Annotated in this window: 20 protein-coding genes; 13 read left to right on the top strand and 7 right to left on the bottom strand. The window is 75.2% G+C overall.

Annotated features, from left to right (window positions below; genetic code table 11):
- The first annotated feature begins 61 nt into the window (after nucleotides 1-61).
- The 10 genes from ACGFIR_RS15785 to ACGFIR_RS15740 all read left to right on the top strand — a co-directional run bounded on the left by ACGFIR_RS15785 (nucleotide 62) and on the right by ACGFIR_RS15740 (nucleotide 6,805).
- A complete protein-coding gene (locus tag ACGFIR_RS15785) occupies nucleotides 62-553 on the top strand; it encodes a rhodanese-like domain-containing protein (RefSeq protein WP_393003457.1) in 492 nt (163 codons plus the stop codon).
- A 48-nt stretch (nucleotides 554-601) separates the two neighbouring features.
- Nucleotides 602-1,156, top strand: a complete 555-nt coding sequence (locus ACGFIR_RS15780; RefSeq protein ID WP_393003455.1) for a winged helix-turn-helix domain-containing protein — start codon at nucleotides 602-604, stop codon at nucleotides 1,154-1,156.
- Nucleotides 1,157-1,429: 273 nt separating this feature from the next.
- Nucleotides 1,430-2,032 carry a winged helix-turn-helix domain-containing protein gene (locus ACGFIR_RS15775; protein WP_393003453.1) on the top strand — a complete coding sequence of 201 codons (603 nt, stop codon included), beginning with the start codon at nucleotides 1,430-1,432 and terminating at the stop codon, nucleotides 2,030-2,032.
- A gap of 130 nt (nucleotides 2,033-2,162) precedes the next feature.
- Nucleotides 2,163-2,801 (top strand): uridine kinase, encoded by a 639-nt coding sequence (locus ACGFIR_RS15770; protein WP_393145591.1) that lies wholly within the window; start codon nucleotides 2,163-2,165, stop codon nucleotides 2,799-2,801.
- A 161-nt stretch (nucleotides 2,802-2,962) separates the two neighbouring features.
- Nucleotides 2,963-3,361, top strand: coding sequence for a TraR/DksA family transcriptional regulator (locus ACGFIR_RS15765; protein ID WP_393003449.1), 399 nt, complete (start codon nucleotides 2,963-2,965; stop codon nucleotides 3,359-3,361).
- 51 nt (nucleotides 3,362-3,412) lie between these two features.
- Nucleotides 3,413-4,285 (top strand): DUF72 domain-containing protein, encoded by an 873-nt coding sequence (locus ACGFIR_RS15760; RefSeq protein ID WP_393003447.1) that lies wholly within the window; start codon nucleotides 3,413-3,415, stop codon nucleotides 4,283-4,285.
- A gap of 126 nt (nucleotides 4,286-4,411) precedes the next feature.
- A complete protein-coding gene (locus tag ACGFIR_RS15755) occupies nucleotides 4,412-4,606 on the top strand; it encodes a hypothetical protein (protein WP_393145589.1) in 195 nt (64 codons plus the stop codon).
- A complete protein-coding gene (locus ACGFIR_RS15750) occupies nucleotides 4,599-5,027 on the top strand; it encodes a DUF2267 domain-containing protein (RefSeq protein WP_393145587.1) in 429 nt (142 codons plus the stop codon). The genes ACGFIR_RS15755 and ACGFIR_RS15750 overlap by 8 nt, the downstream gene beginning before the upstream one ends.
- A gap of 212 nt (nucleotides 5,028-5,239) precedes the next feature.
- Nucleotides 5,240-5,527 (top strand): hypothetical protein, encoded by a 288-nt coding sequence (locus ACGFIR_RS15745; protein ID WP_393003443.1) that lies wholly within the window; start codon nucleotides 5,240-5,242, stop codon nucleotides 5,525-5,527.
- A 9-nt stretch (nucleotides 5,528-5,536) separates the two neighbouring features.
- Nucleotides 5,537-6,805 (top strand): cupin domain-containing protein, encoded by a 1,269-nt coding sequence (locus ACGFIR_RS15740; RefSeq protein WP_393003441.1) that lies wholly within the window; start codon nucleotides 5,537-5,539, stop codon nucleotides 6,803-6,805.
- 109 nt (nucleotides 6,806-6,914) lie between these two features.
- Here the strand turns inward: ACGFIR_RS15740 and ACGFIR_RS15735 are convergent, their stop codons facing one another.
- The 6 genes from ACGFIR_RS15735 to ACGFIR_RS15710 all read right to left on the bottom strand — a co-directional run bounded on the left by ACGFIR_RS15735 (nucleotide 6,915) and on the right by ACGFIR_RS15710 (nucleotide 12,779).
- Complete coding sequence (locus tag ACGFIR_RS15735; protein ID WP_393145584.1) at nucleotides 6,915-7,271, bottom strand: YciI family protein; 357 nt, start codon at nucleotides 7,269-7,271, stop codon at nucleotides 6,915-6,917.
- 122 nt (nucleotides 7,272-7,393) lie between these two features.
- Nucleotides 7,394-8,059, bottom strand: coding sequence for a hypothetical protein (locus tag ACGFIR_RS15730; RefSeq protein WP_393003437.1), 666 nt, complete (start codon nucleotides 8,057-8,059; stop codon nucleotides 7,394-7,396).
- Complete coding sequence (locus ACGFIR_RS15725) at nucleotides 8,056-10,728, bottom strand: FtsK/SpoIIIE domain-containing protein (RefSeq protein ID WP_393003435.1); 2,673 nt, start codon at nucleotides 10,726-10,728, stop codon at nucleotides 8,056-8,058. The genes ACGFIR_RS15730 and ACGFIR_RS15725 overlap by 4 nt, the downstream gene beginning before the upstream one ends.
- Nucleotides 10,721-11,977, bottom strand: coding sequence for a hypothetical protein (locus ACGFIR_RS15720; RefSeq protein ID WP_393145581.1), 1,257 nt, complete (start codon nucleotides 11,975-11,977; stop codon nucleotides 10,721-10,723). Before ACGFIR_RS15720 ends, ACGFIR_RS15725 begins: the two co-directional genes overlap by 8 nt.
- A 9-nt stretch (nucleotides 11,978-11,986) precedes the next feature.
- A complete protein-coding gene (locus ACGFIR_RS15715) occupies nucleotides 11,987-12,247 on the bottom strand; it encodes a hypothetical protein (protein ID WP_089000636.1) in 261 nt (86 codons plus the stop codon).
- A gap of 124 nt (nucleotides 12,248-12,371) precedes the next feature.
- On the bottom strand, nucleotides 12,372-12,779 hold the full coding sequence (locus ACGFIR_RS15710; protein ID WP_393003431.1) for a hypothetical protein: 408 nt from the start codon (nucleotides 12,777-12,779) through the stop codon (nucleotides 12,372-12,374).
- A 169-nt stretch (nucleotides 12,780-12,948) separates the two neighbouring features.
- Here ACGFIR_RS15710 and ACGFIR_RS15705 point away from each other — a divergent pair, with 169 nt between their 5' ends.
- The 3 genes from ACGFIR_RS15705 to ACGFIR_RS15695 are packed head-to-tail and all read left to right on the top strand — an operon-like array spanning nucleotide 12,949 to nucleotide 16,032.
- Nucleotides 12,949-15,504 carry an ATP-dependent Clp protease ATP-binding subunit gene (locus ACGFIR_RS15705; RefSeq protein ID WP_393145579.1) on the top strand — a complete coding sequence of 852 codons (2,556 nt, stop codon included), beginning with the start codon at nucleotides 12,949-12,951 and terminating at the stop codon, nucleotides 15,502-15,504.
- A gap of 13 nt (nucleotides 15,505-15,517) precedes the next feature.
- Nucleotides 15,518-15,682 (top strand): hypothetical protein, encoded by a 165-nt coding sequence (locus tag ACGFIR_RS15700; RefSeq protein WP_393003427.1) that lies wholly within the window; start codon nucleotides 15,518-15,520, stop codon nucleotides 15,680-15,682.
- Nucleotides 15,682-16,032 carry a DUF3140 domain-containing protein gene (locus ACGFIR_RS15695; protein WP_393003425.1) on the top strand — a complete coding sequence of 117 codons (351 nt, stop codon included), beginning with the start codon at nucleotides 15,682-15,684 and terminating at the stop codon, nucleotides 16,030-16,032. The genes ACGFIR_RS15700 and ACGFIR_RS15695 overlap by 1 nt, the downstream gene beginning before the upstream one ends.
- Before the next feature lie 63 nt (nucleotides 16,033-16,095).
- Here the strand turns inward: ACGFIR_RS15695 and ACGFIR_RS15690 are convergent, their stop codons facing one another.
- On the bottom strand, nucleotides 16,096-16,338 hold the full coding sequence (locus ACGFIR_RS15690; protein WP_393145576.1) for a hypothetical protein: 243 nt from the start codon (nucleotides 16,336-16,338) through the stop codon (nucleotides 16,096-16,098).
- Between the last annotated feature and the right edge of the window lie 14 nt (nucleotides 16,339-16,352).

The raw sequence follows: 16,352 nt of genomic DNA, 5'->3' as shown, positions 1-16,352 counted from the left end.
ACCCCGCACCGGCCGTACACCGTCGTACGTGAACCGTCAGCACCCAGTGGAGGCAACGACCATGCCGCAGACCGACCCGCACGCGTGTCCGGCCCCGGTGGCCCCGCCGGGCGCCCGGGGTATCGACGAGATCCTGGCCGCCGCCCGGGCGCGGCTGGACCGGCTGGACCCCGAGCGCGCGCACCTGGAATACCGGGGCGGGGCGCTGCTGGTCGACATCCGTCCGGCCGCCCAACGGGCCGCCCACGGCACCGTGCCCGGCTCGCTGGTGATCGAACGCAACGTGCTGGAGTGGCGGTTCGATCCCCGCTGTGCCGCCCGGCTGCCCCAGGCGGTCGGCTACGACCTGCGGGTCATGGTCATCTGTCAGGAGGGCTACACCTCCTCCCTGGCCGCCGCCGCCCTCCAGGATCTCGGGCTGCACCGGGCCACGGACGTCGTCGGTGGCTTCGTCGCCTGGCGGCTCGCCGGCCTGCCCGTGCTCGGCCCCACCCCGCCGCGACCCACCTCCACCCCCGCGCCCCCGGTGACCGCCGGCCGGGCGCCGTCCTGACCGTCACGCTCCACCGGGCGTGGCGGCACCGCCGCCGCAGGAGGCTCCATGTCCGTCGTCGCCATCCCCACCCGAAACCACTCGACCGTACGCCCCGAGCGGACCGGGTCGGTCCGACCGCGAGCCACACCGAGCGTCACCATCACCCTCGACCTCGCCCCGGGGCCGGTCAGCCCCCGCCTGGCCCGGCTGTTGGAGCTGATCGGCGAACTCGCCGAGTCGGGGGAGGGGCGGCTGGGCTCCGGCGTCGCCGAGGAGCGGCCGGCGGCGCCCCGCGCGGTGCCGGCCGCCGTGGACCCCCACGCGATCCGGATCGCCACCGGCTCCCGGGTGGTCCACCAGGGCGCCCGCGTCATCCCGCTGACCCGCATCGAGTACGACCTGCTGCTGTTCCTGGCGCAGCAGCCCCGCCGGGTGTTCACCCGGCTGCAGTTGCTGAGCCGGGTGTGGGGCTACGAACACGCGGTGGCGCGCACCGTCGACGTGCACGTGCGCCGCCTGCGCGCCAAGCTCGACGAGGAGATGCCGGTGGTGACCACCGTCTACGGCGTCGGCTACCGCCTCGCCGACGAGGCCCGCATCGAGATCGAACACCACCGCTGACGGCGCCACCCGCGCGGCGTGCCCGGACCCGGGCGCGCCGCGCCGCCGTGTCCGGGCCCCGAACCGGGCGGGCACCCCCCTAACCGGCCAACCGGGCGGCTCTGCTGTAATCATCAGGCTTCGTACGCAGAGCGAGCATCCGGCTCCGATGCGTTCGTCAATTGTCACATTCATGCAACGCAGTCGCCCCTTGACCCTCGCGTGGGCGCCGGGAAACATCGATGAAGCGGCGTCCCGGGCCGTGGGGAACACCCGGACCAGCCAAGGAGGACCATGTCGGTCAGCCCCGCCTCGTCGCGCGCCGGATGGCATACGTCCCAGCCCGCTGTTCCCGGTCGTCCCCCGGGAGGCCAGCGGCGCCCCGCCCACACGGCCGCACCGATGCTGACGGTGACCCTGAACATCCCGCTGGCATCCGAGGAGTCGCTGACCCCGCCCGCCCGGCGGCTGCTGGAGGCCGCCCGGGAGATGCTGGAACGCGGCGAGGGCACCATCATCACCGCCGCCGTCGAGCGTCGCCCCGACCCGCTGCCCGCCGGCCGCTCGCCGGTCCGCCCGCCCGCCGCCACCATCCCCACCCTGCACATCCTGGCGTCGTCCCGCTCGGTGCTGCGCGACGGCGAGCCGTTGCCGCTGACCCGGCTGGAGTTCGACCTGCTGCTGCACCTCGTCGCCCATCCCCGCCGGGTGTTCACCCGGTTGCAGCTGCTCAACGCGGTGTGGGGCTACGAACACGCCGGCGTGCGCACCGTGGACGTGCACGTCCGCCGGCTGCGCGGCAAGGTCGGCGTCGACGTCCCGCTGGTCACCACCGTCTACGGCGTCGGCTACCGGCTGGCAGACGACGCCCACGTGACCATCGACCGCAACGGCTGACGACCGCCCCCACCGTGACCGGACGACCGCCCACCGCGTGACGACCGCCCGTAGTGGCTGACGGCCGCTGCCCCACCGCGTCTCGTGCGGGCGGCCCGTCCCCGGGCGGCCGGCGGGGCACCATTGTCGAATGCGCGTCCGACCCATCTCCCCGCAGCGGCTCGTCGCCGAGCTGACCGAGCGCCTCGCCGCCGCCGACGCCCCGGGCCGGCTACGGGTGGCGGTCGACGGCGCCCCGGCGGCCGGCCCGGACGAGCTCGCCGCCGCGCTGGTGGACCCGCTGCGCGCGCTCGGCCGACCCGCGCTGCACGTACGGGCCGACGACTTCCTCCGTCCCGCCTCGGTGCGCCTGGAATACGGCCGCAGGAACCCCGACGCGTTCTACGAGGGCTGGGTCGACGAGCAGGGGCTGCGCCGGGAGGTGCTCGACCCGGCCGGGCCCGGCGGCTCCGGGCGCGTACTGCCGTCGCTGTGGGACGCCACCGCCGACCGGGCCAGCCGCGCCGCGTACGTCGACCTGCCGCCCGGGGGAGTCCTGCTGGTCAGCGGGGCGCTGCTGCTCGGCGGGGCCCTGCCCTTCGACGTCACCGTCCACCTGGCGCTCTCCCCGGCGGCCCTGGCCCGGCGCACCGACCCGGAGCTGCGCTGGACGCTGCCCGCCTTCGCCCGGTACGCCGACGAGGTCGCCCCGGCCTCCTTCGCCGACGTCGTGGTCCGCGCCGACGATCCCCGGCACCCGGCGCTGGTGGAGTCCCCGGTGTCGCCCTGACGCCTCGTCGTGGCGGAAAGTCGTCGGTTTGACCGTCGGCGGGGCGGGGTAATCGCCCGGCTCACAGAGCGCGGGTGATCCGCTCGCGCCGCAGACCACCACGGCGCTGGGCCCACGCACCGGTGCCCAGGCGTATCACCAGGGCAGAAAGGCAGGCAGCGATGCTCGTCCACGACACGATCGGTACGGGCCGGTCCCAGGCGGAGATCGACCAGATCCGGCGCTCCCTGCAGGCCCGCTACGACGAGATGTCCGCGGAGTACGAACAGGCGGTGCTGCAGAGCCAGGTGCTGCGGCTGGTGGAGGTGGGTGACACCGCCGGCGACGACCAGGCCGACAGCGGCACCAAGACGGCGGAGCGGGACACCGCGCAGTCCCTGCTGCGCAGCATCCTCGACCGCCGCGCCCAGTACGAGCACGCCCTCAACCGGCTGGAGGAGGGCACGTACGGCTTCTGCGAGGGCTGCACCTCGGCCATCCCCGTCGAGCGGCTGGAGATCTTCCCCTCCGCCACCACCTGCGTGCAGTGCAAGCAGAACCGGGAGCGCCGGGCGGCCTGACCTCCGGTTTCAGCGGCTGCGGGTCGGTCCGGGACGCGGTGAGGTCGACCGATGGGTGAGATCAGGGTCGGCACCGCCTCCTGGACCGACCGCACGCTGCTGGACTCCGGTTGGTACCCGCGGACGGCCGACACCCCCGAGAAGCGACTGGCGTACTACGCCCGCCAGTTTCCGCTGGTCGAGGTGGACGCCACCTACTACTCGCCGCCCGCCGAGCGGACGGCGAGGCTGTGGGCCGAGCGCACCCCGGCCGGCTTCACCTTCAACGTCAAGGCGTTCAGCCTGCTGACCGGGCACCCGACCCGGCCCAACGCGCTCTACAAGGATCTGCGCCCGGCGACGGAGAAGAAGAACCTGTACCCGGACGACCTGCCACCGCAGGCGTACGAGGAGGTCTGGACGCGCTTCCTCGCCGCGCTGGACCCGCTGGTCGAGGCGGGCAAGCTGGGCGCGCTGCTGTTCCAGTTCCCGCCCTGGTTCACCATCAAGCGCGACAACAAGCAGTACCTGCTGGAGGTCGCGAGGCGGTGCGCCCCGCTGCGCCCCGTCTACGAGTTCCGGCACGCCTCCTGGTTCGACGGCGACAACGCCGACGAGACCCTCTCCTTCCTGCGTGAGCACCGGCTCGCGTACGTCTGCGTGGACATGCCGCAGGGGCACCGCTCGTCGGTGCCCCCGGTGCTGGCCGCCACCGCGGACCTCGCGGTGGTCCGCTTCCACGGGCACAGCGACAAGTGGACCAGCCGCGACATCCACGAGAAGTTCGGCTACCGCTACTCCGACCGGGAGCTGCGCGACTGGGCGCCGAAGCTGCGCGAACTGGCCGACTCCACCAGCCAGACCCACGTGCTGATGAACAACTGCTACCGCGACTACGCGCAGACCAACGCCGCGACCCTCGCCGGGCTGCTCGACGCCGCCTGAACGGCGGCAGGCGCCCGGCTTTTCATCCCGTCCGGGTGAGGGTCGCTCACCCCGCCGCCGCGCAGCATGGACGGTGCGTGTGGTCGGCAGCGGCCACGCGAGGCGACACGACGGAGGTGGATGGTGATGACGGTTCGGGTGGTACCGGGTCGACGGCCCGGCGCCGTGCTGCACGTCGTCGGCACGTCCGCCGCCGCCCGGGGAGTGCCGCGCCCCGCCCGGGTCGGCCCGACCCGGCAGCCGCGTGGCCCGGTGGGGCCGCCGCGACGTGACGACGACCGACGGTGGGAGACCGACGTACGGGGGTGGAACGATGGCTGAGCAGCTGCATTCGGCGTTCGAGTCCTCGATGGACAAGACCAACCTGATCCTCAAGGAGATCGAGCAGGCCTACGGCTGGCCGAAGGAGCAACGCAACCAGTCCTACTGCGCGCTGCGCACCGTGCTGCACCTGCTGCGCGACCGGATGCCGGTGCAGGAGAGCGTGGAGTTCGCCGCGCAGCTGCCGGTGCTGGTGCGCGGGATCTACTTCGACGGCTGGAAGCCGCAGGACGTGCCGATCAAGCTCAACCGGGACGACTTCCTGCTGGAGGTCCGCCAGGGCTTCCCGTACGACGTCGAGGGAGGCCCGGAGCGCGTGGTGCAGGTGGTGCTGGACACCCTGCGCCGGCACGTGACCCAGGGCGAGTGGGACGACGTGAAGGCCACGATGCCCCGGGACATGGCGAACATCATTCCCTGACGCGCCGTCCCGTGGGCGACGGCCCGTTCCACCTCGGGTGGGGCGGGCCGTGCCGGCTGTCGAGGGCCGGGGGACCGGGCCCGGCGAAGCGCCGGTGTGAACCGGAACGGGCGTCTACGGTGGGGTTAGAGAAGATCGCGCGTGGGGTACCACCCGCTGCACGACGGAGACCCCGGCGCAACGGCGGGGCGGCACATCCCTAGGGAGCACCGATGGCACTCAACGACGACGACATGCAGACCACCAGCGGCGGCGGCCTCGAGGGCCCGGCCGACGGCGGTGCCACGCCGGGCCAGCAGGACGGTGGCGCCGACGGCGGTGCCGACCGCGGTGCCGAGCGCGGTGCCGACAAGGGGGCCGACCAGGGCGCGGAGGGTCCCGCCGACGGCGGTGCGACCCCCGGCCAGCACGACGGTGGTGCCGACGGCAGCGCGGAGGGCCCGGCCGACGGCGGTGCGACCCCGGGCCAGCACGACGGCGGCGCCGACGGCAGCGCCTGACGGATCGCCATGACTGACATCGACCCGCCGGGCGGCCACGGCCGCCCGGCGGTTCCGTCCGCGGCCGCCGCCGCGCTCGCCCGCTGCGTGTCGGTCGAGCAGGCGAAGTTCGCCGCCGCCCACTGGGGACGCACACCGCTGCTCTCCCGCGCCGACGAACTGCCCAACCCGGCCGGCTTCACCGACCTGCTCAGTCCCGCCGACGCCGACGAGCTGCTCAGCCGCCGCGGCCTGCGTACGCCGTTCCTGCGCATCGCCAAGGACGGTCAGCTCGTGCCGGCGACCCGCTTCACCGGCGGCGGCGGCGCGGGGGCCGAGATCGGCGACCAGGTCCTCGACGAGCGGGTGCTGGAGCTGTACGCCGACGGTGCCACCCTCGTCCTGCAGGGCCTGCACCGCACCTGGCCCGCGCTGGTCGACTTCGCCCGCGAGCTCGGCACCGCCGTCGGGCAGCCGTTGCAGGTCAACGCGTACCTGACCCCCGCCGGCAGCCAGGGCTTCGCCACCCACTACGACACCCACGACGTCTTCGTCCTGCAGGTCGACGGCCGCAAGCACTGGCGGATCCACCCGCCGGTGCTGCCCGACCCGCTGGAGAAGCAGCCGTGGGGCGGCCGGGCCGACGAGGTCGCCGCCACCGCCGACGGGCCCGCCGCGCTGGACGTGGTGCTCGCACCCGGCGACGCGCTCTACCTGCCCCGCGGCTGGCTGCACAGCGCGCAGGCCCAGGAGTCCAGCTCGCTGCACCTGACCGTCGGCGTACGGGCGCTGACCCGCTACGCCCTGGTCGAGGAACTGCTCGCCCTCGCCGCCGAGGACCAGCGGCTGCGCGCCACGCTGCCGTTCGGCGTCGACGTCGCCGACCCGGACGCGATCGAGCCGGAGCTGACGGAGACGGTGGAGGCGCTGCGCGACTGGCTGCTGCGGGCCGACCCGGCGGCGGTCGCCGGCCGGCTGCGGCAGCGGGCCTGGCCGGCCGCCCGGCCGGCGCCCATCCGGCCCCTGGCCCAGGCCGCCGCGCTGGCGACACTCGACGTCGACACCCGACTGGCCCCGCGACCCGGCCTACGGTGGCAGCTCGACCCGCGCGGGGACCGCGTCGCGCTGGTGCTGTTCGACCGCACGATCAGCCTGCCCGCGACGTGCGCGCCGGCCGTGCGTGCCCTGCTCGGCGCCGAATCCCTCCGGGTCGGCGACCTGCCGGGCCTCGACGACGACGCCGACCGGCTCACCCTGGCCCGCCGGCTGCTGCGCGAGGCGGTGCTGGTACCCGCCTGAGCCCGCCCACCGCCCCATCGCCGACGCGGCCCCGGCCGGGCCGTGCCATTTCGGCGCGGCCCGGCCGGCGGGCGCGGCCTTCCGAGCCGTGCCCGAGGAGGGGTCCGGCTCAGGCGGCGTCGACGGCCGCCACCGGGCGGACCTCGATCGGCAGGGTGGTCGCCCGGGACAGCTTCTCCGCCCAGCCCAACGCCGCGTCGAGATCCGGCACGGCGATCACCGTGAACCCGCCGATGTGCTCCTTGCCCTCGGCGAACGGGCCGTCCGTCAGCAACGTCTCGCCGTCGCGGACCCGGACCACGCGGGCGGTGTGCGCCAGTTCCAGGCCGGCGCCGAAGACCCAGACACCGCTGCCGCGCATCTCCTGGTTGACGGCCTCGACGTCCCGCATGATCGGCTCGAGGAACTCCGGCGGCGGCGGGGCGTCCCCGTCGGGCTGGATCACGTTGAGCACGAAGTTCCGCATCGCACGCTCCCTCTTGTCGGGTGGCCGGCATGACCCGGCCCTCTCCGTCTACACGAACGGCGGGCGGGCGGATCGACGACGCGCTGCGGCAGCCTTGCCCGCACCGGCCCGGCGACGGCGGATCAGCGACCGGCGACCAGCAGCGCGACGGTGGTGACGAGCCCGGCGGCGAGCACGACGGTCATCGGCCGCGGGCCGAGCACCGCGTGCCGGCGGTCGGCGAGGACCTTCGCCGGCACCAGACCGACCAGCGGCCCCAGCAGCGTCACCACCAGGGCCAGCACCGGCAGTCCGACCCCCAGCTCGCCGCCGTACCGCTCGCCCGCCGCCCGCGCCGCGCTTCCGAGGGCGTACGCGAGCACCGCCCCGGCCACCCCGCACAACGCCAGCAGCGGGTTGACCGAGCCCGGCAGGTCGCCCGGCTGGCGGGTGCGGTTGAGCAGCTCCCGCACCCCGGCCAGCAGCGGAGCCGGTCGACCCGTGGCACCGGGCACCGGCGCCGGTGGCCCGCCCGCCCGGCGGCCCGAGCCGCCCAGCCGACCACGCAGCGCCTGCCACAGGTCGGCGACCTCGGCGTCCACCCGCTCCTGCTCATCGCGGGCGTCGGCCAGCTCCCGCTCCGCGCGCCGCAGCTCGGCCTCCGCCTCGGCGACGGCCCGCTCGGCGGCGGCACACTGCTGGGCGTGCCAGGTGTGCGCCTCGGCCCGCTGCACGCGCACCCTCGCGCTCAACTCGGCCAGCCGACGGATCTGGGCCGCGTACGACTCACTGGTCACGGGTTCGTTCATCGCGCCGGCCCGTACGGAATGATGACCTGGCCGGTGCGGTGCACCGCCCGGTCGAAGAACAGCCCCCGCCAGGGGCGGGGATACCAGTCCGGCCCGCCGGTGCCCGGATACAGCGACGAGCCCAGCTCGCCGCCGTGGGCGTCCAGCGCCACCCAGGCGCCGATCTGGTCCGTCCGGGCCGCCGGCCCCCCCAGGTCGGCCCGCATCCGGGCGACACCCCGCCACCAGGCCAGCACGTGGGTACGCCGCTCCGGCCCGTCGTGCAGGATCCGGCGCAGCTCCTCCAGGCCGGTACGCCGCCCGATCCGCGTCGCCAACGTCCCCGCCGCCGCGTCGACGGCGAACAGCAGCAGGTAGTGCGGGATGCCCGGCGTGCCGAGCCCCTCGGCGGTCTCGACCATCAGCTCGCCGACGGTCTCCTCGTCGTACCAGGCGGCGTCGTCGGCGAGATCCTCGTAGAGGGACCGGGCGGCCGGGTCGGCGTCCGGGTCGAGGCAGGCGATGGAGAAACGCGCCGTGCCGGGGCGGTGCTGGCGGGCCAGGGAGCGGGCCGCCGCGTCGAGCACCGCGCACGCCTCGTCCACCCGGGTGCCGAGCACCGCCAGGTTGCGGCCGGGAGCCCGGGGCAGCCGCAGCGCCGCCGAGCGCGCCTGTACGTCGATGATCTCGCCGAGCAGCGCCACCGGCGTACGCGGGTGGCCGGTCTCCGGGGCGGCCAGCGCCCGGAAGTCCGGCGCCTCGGCGAGCTGGGGGATCGCGTCGCCGTCGAAGAGGCGGGCCGGTGCGGCGTCCTGCGGGCGCATCCGCCACAGCCGGTGCTGCAACCCGCTCCACGTCTCCCAGTCGCTGGCCGACGGGATCCGGGCCACCTGGTTGCCCTCGGCCATGCCCGACTCCGCGTTGACGACGGCGTGGTGGCGCGGCAGGGACTGGGCGGCGTCGTTGCGTTCGGCGAGGATCCGCAGGGCCTTCGGCAGCGCGATCCGCAACGTGAACTGCGCGACCAGCGCCGGACGACCCCACAGGGCCTCGATGCCGCGCACGTCCTGCGAGGCGAGCACCAGGTGGATGCCCTGGGAGCGGCCGCGTCGGGCCAGGTCCTCCAGCAGGTCGGCGGCCTCCCGGGCGACCACGTCCCGCCCCGCCAGCAGCATCTGGAACTCGTCGACCACCGCCACGATCCGCGGCCAGTGCCCCGTGGGGTCGACCGCGCGCAGCTCGGCGAGCTTGGTGACCTCGTGCTTCTTCGCCGCGTCGGCGCGCCGACGCAGCTCCTCGGCGAGGAAGCGCAGCAACGCCAGGCCGAACTCCCGGTCGGTGTTGACGTTGATCCCGACGAGCCGCATGTGCGGCAGCCAACTCGGGTCCCGGCGGCCCTTGGCGAACCGCGCGAAGGACACCCCCTCCTTGAAGTCCAACAGGTAGAACTCCAGCTCGGCGGGGGAGTAGCGGGCGGCCAGCGCGCCGATCCAGGCGAAGATCAGGTTTGTCTTGCCGGTGCCGGACGGGCCGCCGATCAGCGCGTGCGGCGGATAGTCGCCCAGTGTGAGCAGCACCGGCCGGCCGTGCGGGCCCTCGCCGATCGGGGCGGTCAGCCCGGTGGCGGAGTCCTCCCGCCACATCTGCTCCGGCGGCGGCAGCAGGTCGGTGAACGGGGTCGGGGCGGGGCCGGCGTTGACCCGCGCCGCCACGTCCCGGCAGGTCTCGGTGACCAGCACCGGCGGGGGCGGCGGGTCGAGGCGTACGGGCAGGCCGTTCGGCCCGCCGATCCGGGCGCCGTCGGCGTGCGCGCCCACCCGGGTCACGGTGGGATCCTCGGGCAGCGACACGCCCCGGACCACCAGGTGCACGCCGCAGGCCGCCCCGGTGCGGACCACCCGGTCGAGCTGCCCGCGCTCGTGCCGCGACAGCTCGTCGCCGCCCAGCAGCACCGCCACCCGCCACGGCTCGGGCCGGCGCCCGGTGACGGCGGCCAGCTCGCGTAACGAGCCGTACTCCCCGGCCAGCACCGTCTCGTTGATGCGGCGGATCTGCTCGACCAGGTCGTCGAGCAGCCGGGCCAGCCCGCCCGGGCCGACGAAGGTGAGCAGCCCGGCGGTGCCGAGGGGGGCGAACCCGGCGAGGCCGCCACCGAGGTGCTCGGGGTCGTAGCCGACCAGCCGGACGGCACCCGGGTCGGCCCGCCCGACGCCGCGCAGCAGCAGCGCCGACACCACCGCGTCGCAGCCCTCCCGGTCGTCGCCGGTCAGCTCGACATGGCCGGCGTCGAGCAGCGGCACCAGCGCCGGCACCGGTTCGGCGCCGGGGATGCGTACCGTGCCGATGCGCAGCGCGCCCGGTGCCTCGGCCCGTCGGGCCGGCGTGGGTCGCCACCGCGACCAGTCCGCCGAGGCGGCCCCGGGAGCCTCCCGCTGGGCCGCGTCCGCCGCCCGCCGGGCCAGTTCCGCGATCCGCGCGGCGTGCCGGTCGTCGATCTCGGCCAGCCGCCGGTCGCGCTGCGCGCCCACCCGCTCCGGCACGACCGCCGCGGCGCGGCGGACCTTCGCCAGGCGTTCCCGGGCCGTGGTCAGCTCGGCCTGTGCGGTCGACACCCGGGTCCGGGTCGCGCCGAGGGCCTCGCCCAGCATGCCCCGAACCCGGGTGACCAGCTGGTTGCGCCGGTCAGCCATCGACGCCCCGCCCGCGCGGATCCGCGCTGACGCCGGACGCCTGGCGGCCCGTGGGTGGGCTCGACCAGACGCGGCCGGCCGAGCCGGTCCGGCCCGGGGCTGGCCCGTCGTCGGCCGGGGCGCCCCGCCGGGCCGCCGCCTGGTCGCGGTTGTCGGGCGCTGCGCCGGGCCGGGCGGACGACGCCCGTTCCCGCGCTGCGGCCGCCTGGTCGTGGGCCGCCCCCGCCCGTTCCCGCGCGGCCGCGACCCGTTCCCGCGCGGCGGCCACCCGGCCCTTCGCGGCGTCGGCGCGGCGCTGCCACTCGGCGTCGTCCGCCCGGTCGCGGGCGGTCTCCGTCTGCCGCTCCCGCTCCGTGGCGGCACGTCGCTCCCGGGCGGTCTCGGCCTGCCGGGCCCGCTCGTCGTCGGTGGGCAGGTCCCGGCCGAGCCGGTCCAGCAGCACTCCGGTGAGCACCCCCGCGGTGACGGCCGGGTCGGCGGCGTGCGGCTGCTCCGTCTCGCCCCGTCGCGGCGGGGGCATCCGGCAGATCCGGGTGAGCAGGGTCTCCAGCACCGCCGGCGGCAGGCCGGGCAGCAGGTCCCGGACCCGGCCGTCCAGCTCGCGGCGTAACCGTCCCAGGTCCTCGGCGCGCGGCGGATGCCCGAGCAACTCCCCGGCCAGGTCGCGCAGCAGGGGCGGGGCCACCGCGGCCAGGCCGAGGCCGACGTCGGCGTGCGCGCGGCGCAGCTCGGTGTGCAGGCGGTCGCGGTCGCCGGCCCGGACCCCGCCGACGACCCGGCGCAGCAGCTCCCGGGCGTCACCGACCTTCTCGTCGGGCTGCTCCGGTGGACCCTCCCGGCCGCCGGTCAGCTCCGCCACCCGCACCGCCCACCAGCGGCGGGGTGCGGCCTCGGCGGCCGGCTCGGGTGCCGCGGCCTCCGGGGCCGCCTCGCGCGGCGCGTCGTGCGCGGGCCGGCGCTGCTGCTCCTGCGGCCCCGGGGTCGGGGAACCGTCGGCGGCCAACCCGATCGCGGCGAGGTACGCCGACAGCTGCTCCTGCGCGACGCGCAGCGCGTAGCCGGCGGTCTCGGCGTGCTCGGTGGCGGCCGACAGCTCCGGCACCCCCATCGGGTTGGCCGACTCCTGGCGGACCCAGCGCAGCCGCTCGGCGGCCAGCCCGAACTTCTCCAGCGCCAGCGCCAGCTGCGCGAGCGGCAGGTCATCGGCGGCGGCGCGGACCTGTGCGCCGACGTCCTCGACGATGGACACGACCCCGCCTCAGAGCGTCGCGACGTAGAGTTGCGCCTGCTCGACGGCGACGAGTGTCGCGGCGAGGCACTCCTCCAGCTCCTGGCTGGCCTGGGTCAGCGAGGACTGGGCCGCCTCGACCGTCTCGTGCCCGCTGCCCTCCAGCGCGCCGGCCAATGTCTGTTGCGCCTCGGCCAGCTTCTCGCCGGCCGCCTGCACGGCGCTCTGGCCGTCGCCGATCTGTTGGAGCGCGACATCGATGGCTGCCTTGAGCTCGGCGACGCTCGCCACGGCGAAACCTCCTGGGGGCGGGGAGGCCTCCATTAGAGCCTATCCCTCACGGTGAGAGAAACTTCCGACTGTCAGTGTTCCTGCCCCGCCGACCGGTTGTCGACCGGAAGCGCCGGTAGTCCGATCAGTGGGACCCGTCGGGCGGGGTCGCCCGGTCGCGCAGCCAGCGCGGCCCGTACACCTCGGCACCGTGCGCGGCGACGCGTTCGCGCAGCTCACGGTCGGCGGTGACGACCAGCCGCCGGCGCTGCGGCGCGGCGGTGACCAGGTCGACGACGGCGTCGTCCCCGGACCCGGGGGCGGCGACCACCCGGACCTCGGCCGTGCCCGGCACGTCCCGGGCCCGGCCCTCCACCACCAGCACCACCTCCACCGGCGGCGGCAGCCGCTGCGGCAGCCCGGTGGCGGCCACCGTGGCCAGCGAGTCGCGCAGCCGGGCGGTCGCGCCCGCGCGGTCACGCCACCAGCCGTCCGGGCGGGATCCCACCACGTTGGCGGCGTCCACGATCAGCAGCGGCGTCGTCGACTCCATACCGCCACCCTGCCATCCCACCCACCCCGCCCGCGAGGCGGAGGAAGGGTCCCTTCCGCCACCGCAGCGTGCCCTCGCCCCACCGGGCGGGTGGCGGGATTGTGGCGTTTGTCGGGCCGACCGCCGGGTAGCCCCTGGCGACCGTCGCGCCCGACTGCGGAGGACAGACATGATGGGACCCGGTGACTTCGGCTCCGACCCCTGGGACGAGTTCCTGGCCCGGTACTTCGGCCGGGGCGAGGGTGGGCGCCGACCCACGCACCGGGTCGACATCACCCGGCTGATGACCGCCGACGCCCGGGAGATGCTCGCCGACGCGGCCCGCCGGGCCGCCCAGCGGCAGAGCAGCGACCTCGACACCGACCACCTGCTCTGGGCCGCGCTGCAACGCGAACCGCTGCGCGACCTCGTCCGGCGCGCAGGCGCCGACCCGGACACGCTGCTCAACGCGCTCGGCGGGCGCGGCGAGGGCGCGCCGAGGGGCGAGGTGCCGCCGAACCTGTCGCTCACCCCGGCGGCCAAGCGGGCGTTGCTCGACGCCCACCAGCTGTCCCGGGCGATGGGCGCCAACTACATCGGCCCCGAGCACATCCTCATGGCGCTGCCGCTGAACCCGGAGTCCCCGGCCGGGCGGATGCTCGCCGCCGGGCGGATCCAGCCGGAGTCGTTGCAGGCCGCCAGCGCCGAGCGCGGGCCGATGACCGGGCCGAAGCCCGACCGGGGCACGCCCACCCTCGACCAGTACGGCCAGGACCTCACCGACCTGGCCCGCAACGACCAGATCGACCCGGTCATCGGCCGGGCCGACGAGATCGAGCAGGCCGTCGAGATCCTGTCCCGGCGGACGAAGAACAACCCGGTGCTGATCGGTGAGGCCGGTGTCGGCAAGACCGCGATCGTGGAGGGGCTGGCGGAGCGGATCTGCGACGGCGACGTGCCGCAGACGCTGCTCGGCAAGCGGGTGATCCAGCTCGACCTGGCCGGGCTGGTCGCCGGGACCCGGTACCGGGGCGACTTCGAGGAGCGGCTGAAGAAGGTCATCGACGAGATCCGGGCGCACCGCGAGGAGCTGATCGTCTTCCTGGACGAGATCCACACCCTGGTCGGCGCGGGCGGGGCGGGCAGCGAGGGCGGCATGGACGCCTCCAACATGCTCAAGCCGGCGCTGGCCCGGGGCGAGCTGCGGGTGATCGGCGCGACCACGCTGGACGAGTACCGCAAGAGCATCGAGAAGGACGCGGCGCTGGCCCGCCGGTTCCAGCCGGTGTTCGTGCCGGAGCCCACCGTCGACGACACCGTGCAGATCCTGCGCGGCCTGCGGGACCGGTACGAGGCCCACCACCAGGTGCGCTTCACCGACGAGGCGCTGGTGGCCGCAGCCGAGCTGTCCGACCGGTACGTCACCGACCGGTTCCTGCCGGACAAGGCGATCGACCTGATCGACCAGGCGGGCGCCCGGGTCCGGCTGCGGACCCGCACCCCCGCCTCCGACGTGCGGGAGCTGGAGACGCAGCTCGACGAGGTACGCCGCGACAAGGAGCAGGCCGTCGCCGACGAGCAGTACGAGAAGGCGTCCACGCTGCGCGACCGGCTCGCCGAGCTGGAGGAGCAGATCCGCCTGGCCCGGGGTGACGAGGGCGGCTCGTCGCAGGTGCCGGCCGTCGGGCCGCAGGAGATCGCCGAGGTGGTCTCCCGCGCCACCGGCATCCCGGTCAGCCAGCTCACCGAGGAGGAACGCGACCGGCTGCTGCGCCTGGAGGGGCACCTGCACGAGAAGGTGGTCGGCCAGCAGGACGCCGTCACCGCCGTCGCCGAGGCGGTCCGCCGGTCGCGTGCCGGGCTGGCCGACCCGGACCGCCCGATGGGCAGTTTCCTCTTCCTCGGGCCGACCGGCGTCGGCAAGACCGAGCTGGCCCGGGCCCTCGCGGAGTCGCTGTTCGGCGAGGCCGACCGGATGGTCCGGCTCGACATGAGCGAGTTCCAGGAACGGCACACGGTCAGCCGGCTCGTCGGCGCCCCGCCCGGGTACGTCGGCTACGAGGAGGCCGGCCAGCTCACGGAGGCGGTGCGCCGCCGCCCGTACGCGGTGGTGCTGCTCGACGAGATCGAGAAGGCCCACGCCGACGTGTTCAACATCCTGCTCCAGGTGCTCGACGAGGGGCGGCTCACCGACAGTCAGGGTCGGACGGTCAACTTCAAGAACACCGTACTGATCATGACGAGCAACCTGGGCTCGGAGCTGATCACCGGCGCCCAGCGCGCCGTCGGGTTCGGCACCGGCGCCGAGGGCAGCGACCAGGAGCGCGACGAGCTGCGCGAGCGGCTGATGCGCCGGCTCCAGGAGAACTTCCGGCCGGAGTTCCTCAACCGCATCGACGAGGTGATCATCTTCCGTCGGCTGGAGGCCGAGCAGCTGCGCCAGATCACGGGCCTGCTGCTGGAGGAGACCCGCCGCCGGCTGCACGCGCAGGACATCCAGGTCGACTTCACCACGCCCGCCATGGACTGGATCGCCGAGCACGGCTACCAGCCGGAGTTCGGCGCCCGGCCGCTGCGCCGGGTCATCCAGCGGGAGGTGGACAACCAGCTGTCCCGGATGCTGCTGGAGTCGGCGATCTCACCGAGCCAGAAGGTCACCGTGGACGCCCGCGACGGGCGGCTCGCCTTCGACGTGGCGGCCGGCGAGCGCGGCTACAGCCCGGCCGCGACGTCCCATCCCCGATGAGCGGAGGGCGGACATGACCGAACCCGAGGAGACCCACGACGAGAGCGACCGCACCGATCCGATCCTGGCCCCGCCGACCGCCAACCCCGCCCGGGTGCGGATGCCGCCGGGGGGCGCAGGCCAGCAGGGCGACGACCCCGAGCCGGCGGAGTCCGACCGCCGCCGAGAGGAGGGCTGATGGTACGCGAGCAGCGGCTCGAACCCGAGGTGGAGGTGCTCTGGGACGACTTCCACGCCCAGGTGAACGTCCCGTCGGAGCAGTTGCGGCAGTGGCTGCTGACCCGCGGCTCGGGCGAGGAGTCGTTCGGGCCCGACCCGGACCTCGACCTGCCCGGGTTGGGCCGGCGGATCCTGCGGGTGCTGACCAAACGCAAGGTCGACCTCACGCCCGAGGACATCCGGGTGATGCGGGACGCCATCGACGAGATCCAGACGCGGCTGGACGAGAAGCCGCCGCGCGGCAATGCCGACGACGAGTGGCGGCACGCCCTGCTCGATCTGGGCCACGACGTCCTCGTCGAGCGCTGACACCGCACGACTGGCGGCGCCCGGGGCCTCCCGGGCGCCGCTGGTCGTGCTCAGCGATCGTGGTCAGCCGTGCTCGCTCTCCAGGCTGCCGATCGTCAGGCCCGCGGCGTCGGCCGCCGCCTCACGGTCGGCGCGGGCCCGCTCCTCGCGGGTCAGCAGGTTGGCGTACTCGGTGATGTCCGCCGGGTCGGGCACGTCGGGCAGGCGACGCAGGAACGTCTCCACCTCGCGGGCGGCGGCGGTGTGCGTGGCGGCGGCCTGCCGGAGGATCTCCCGGTCGACGGCGGCGGGGTAGGGATCGGTCATGCCCGCCTGATACC

The sequence above is a fragment of the Micromonospora sp. NPDC049051 genome, assembly GCF_043197575.1.
Classification (GTDB): Bacteria; Actinomycetota; Actinomycetes; order Mycobacteriales; family Micromonosporaceae; genus Micromonospora.
Note: the sequence above shows the minus strand (reverse complement) of the source record. Positions and strands in the feature narration are given on the sequence as shown.

Coding starts and splice junctions, on each gene's coding strand:
- ACGFIR_RS15785 (WP_393003457.1), top strand. CDS start 62: ATGCCGCAGACCGACCCGCACGCGTGTCCGGCCCCGGTGGCCCCGCCG.
- ACGFIR_RS15780 (WP_393003455.1), top strand. CDS start 602: ATGTCCGTCGTCGCCATCCCCACCCGAAACCACTCGACCGTACGCCCC.
- ACGFIR_RS15775 (WP_393003453.1), top strand. CDS start 1,430: ATGTCGGTCAGCCCCGCCTCGTCGCGCGCCGGATGGCATACGTCCCAG.
- ACGFIR_RS15770 (WP_393145591.1), top strand. CDS start 2,163: ATGCGCGTCCGACCCATCTCCCCGCAGCGGCTCGTCGCCGAGCTGACC.
- ACGFIR_RS15765 (WP_393003449.1), top strand. CDS start 2,963: ATGCTCGTCCACGACACGATCGGTACGGGCCGGTCCCAGGCGGAGATC.
- ACGFIR_RS15760 (WP_393003447.1), top strand. CDS start 3,413: ATGGGTGAGATCAGGGTCGGCACCGCCTCCTGGACCGACCGCACGCTG.
- ACGFIR_RS15755 (WP_393145589.1), top strand. CDS start 4,412: ATGACGGTTCGGGTGGTACCGGGTCGACGGCCCGGCGCCGTGCTGCAC.
- ACGFIR_RS15750 (WP_393145587.1), top strand. CDS start 4,599: ATGGCTGAGCAGCTGCATTCGGCGTTCGAGTCCTCGATGGACAAGACC.
- ACGFIR_RS15745 (WP_393003443.1), top strand. CDS start 5,240: ATGGCACTCAACGACGACGACATGCAGACCACCAGCGGCGGCGGCCTC.
- ACGFIR_RS15740 (WP_393003441.1), top strand. CDS start 5,537: ATGACTGACATCGACCCGCCGGGCGGCCACGGCCGCCCGGCGGTTCCG.
- ACGFIR_RS15735 (WP_393145584.1), bottom strand. CDS start 7,271: ATGCGGAACTTCGTGCTCAACGTGATCCAGCCCGACGGGGACGCCCCG.
- ACGFIR_RS15730 (WP_393003437.1), bottom strand. CDS start 8,059: ATGAACGAACCCGTGACCAGTGAGTCGTACGCGGCCCAGATCCGTCGG.
- ACGFIR_RS15725 (WP_393003435.1), bottom strand. CDS start 10,728: ATGGCTGACCGGCGCAACCAGCTGGTCACCCGGGTTCGGGGCATGCTG.
- ACGFIR_RS15710 (WP_393003431.1), bottom strand. CDS start 12,779: ATGGAGTCGACGACGCCGCTGCTGATCGTGGACGCCGCCAACGTGGTG.
- ACGFIR_RS15705 (WP_393145579.1), top strand. CDS start 12,949: ATGATGGGACCCGGTGACTTCGGCTCCGACCCCTGGGACGAGTTCCTG.
- ACGFIR_RS15700 (WP_393003427.1), top strand. CDS start 15,518: ATGACCGAACCCGAGGAGACCCACGACGAGAGCGACCGCACCGATCCG.
- ACGFIR_RS15695 (WP_393003425.1), top strand. CDS start 15,682: ATGGTACGCGAGCAGCGGCTCGAACCCGAGGTGGAGGTGCTCTGGGAC.
- ACGFIR_RS15690 (WP_393145576.1), bottom strand. CDS start 16,338: ATGACCGATCCCTACCCCGCCGCCGTCGACCGGGAGATCCTCCGGCAG.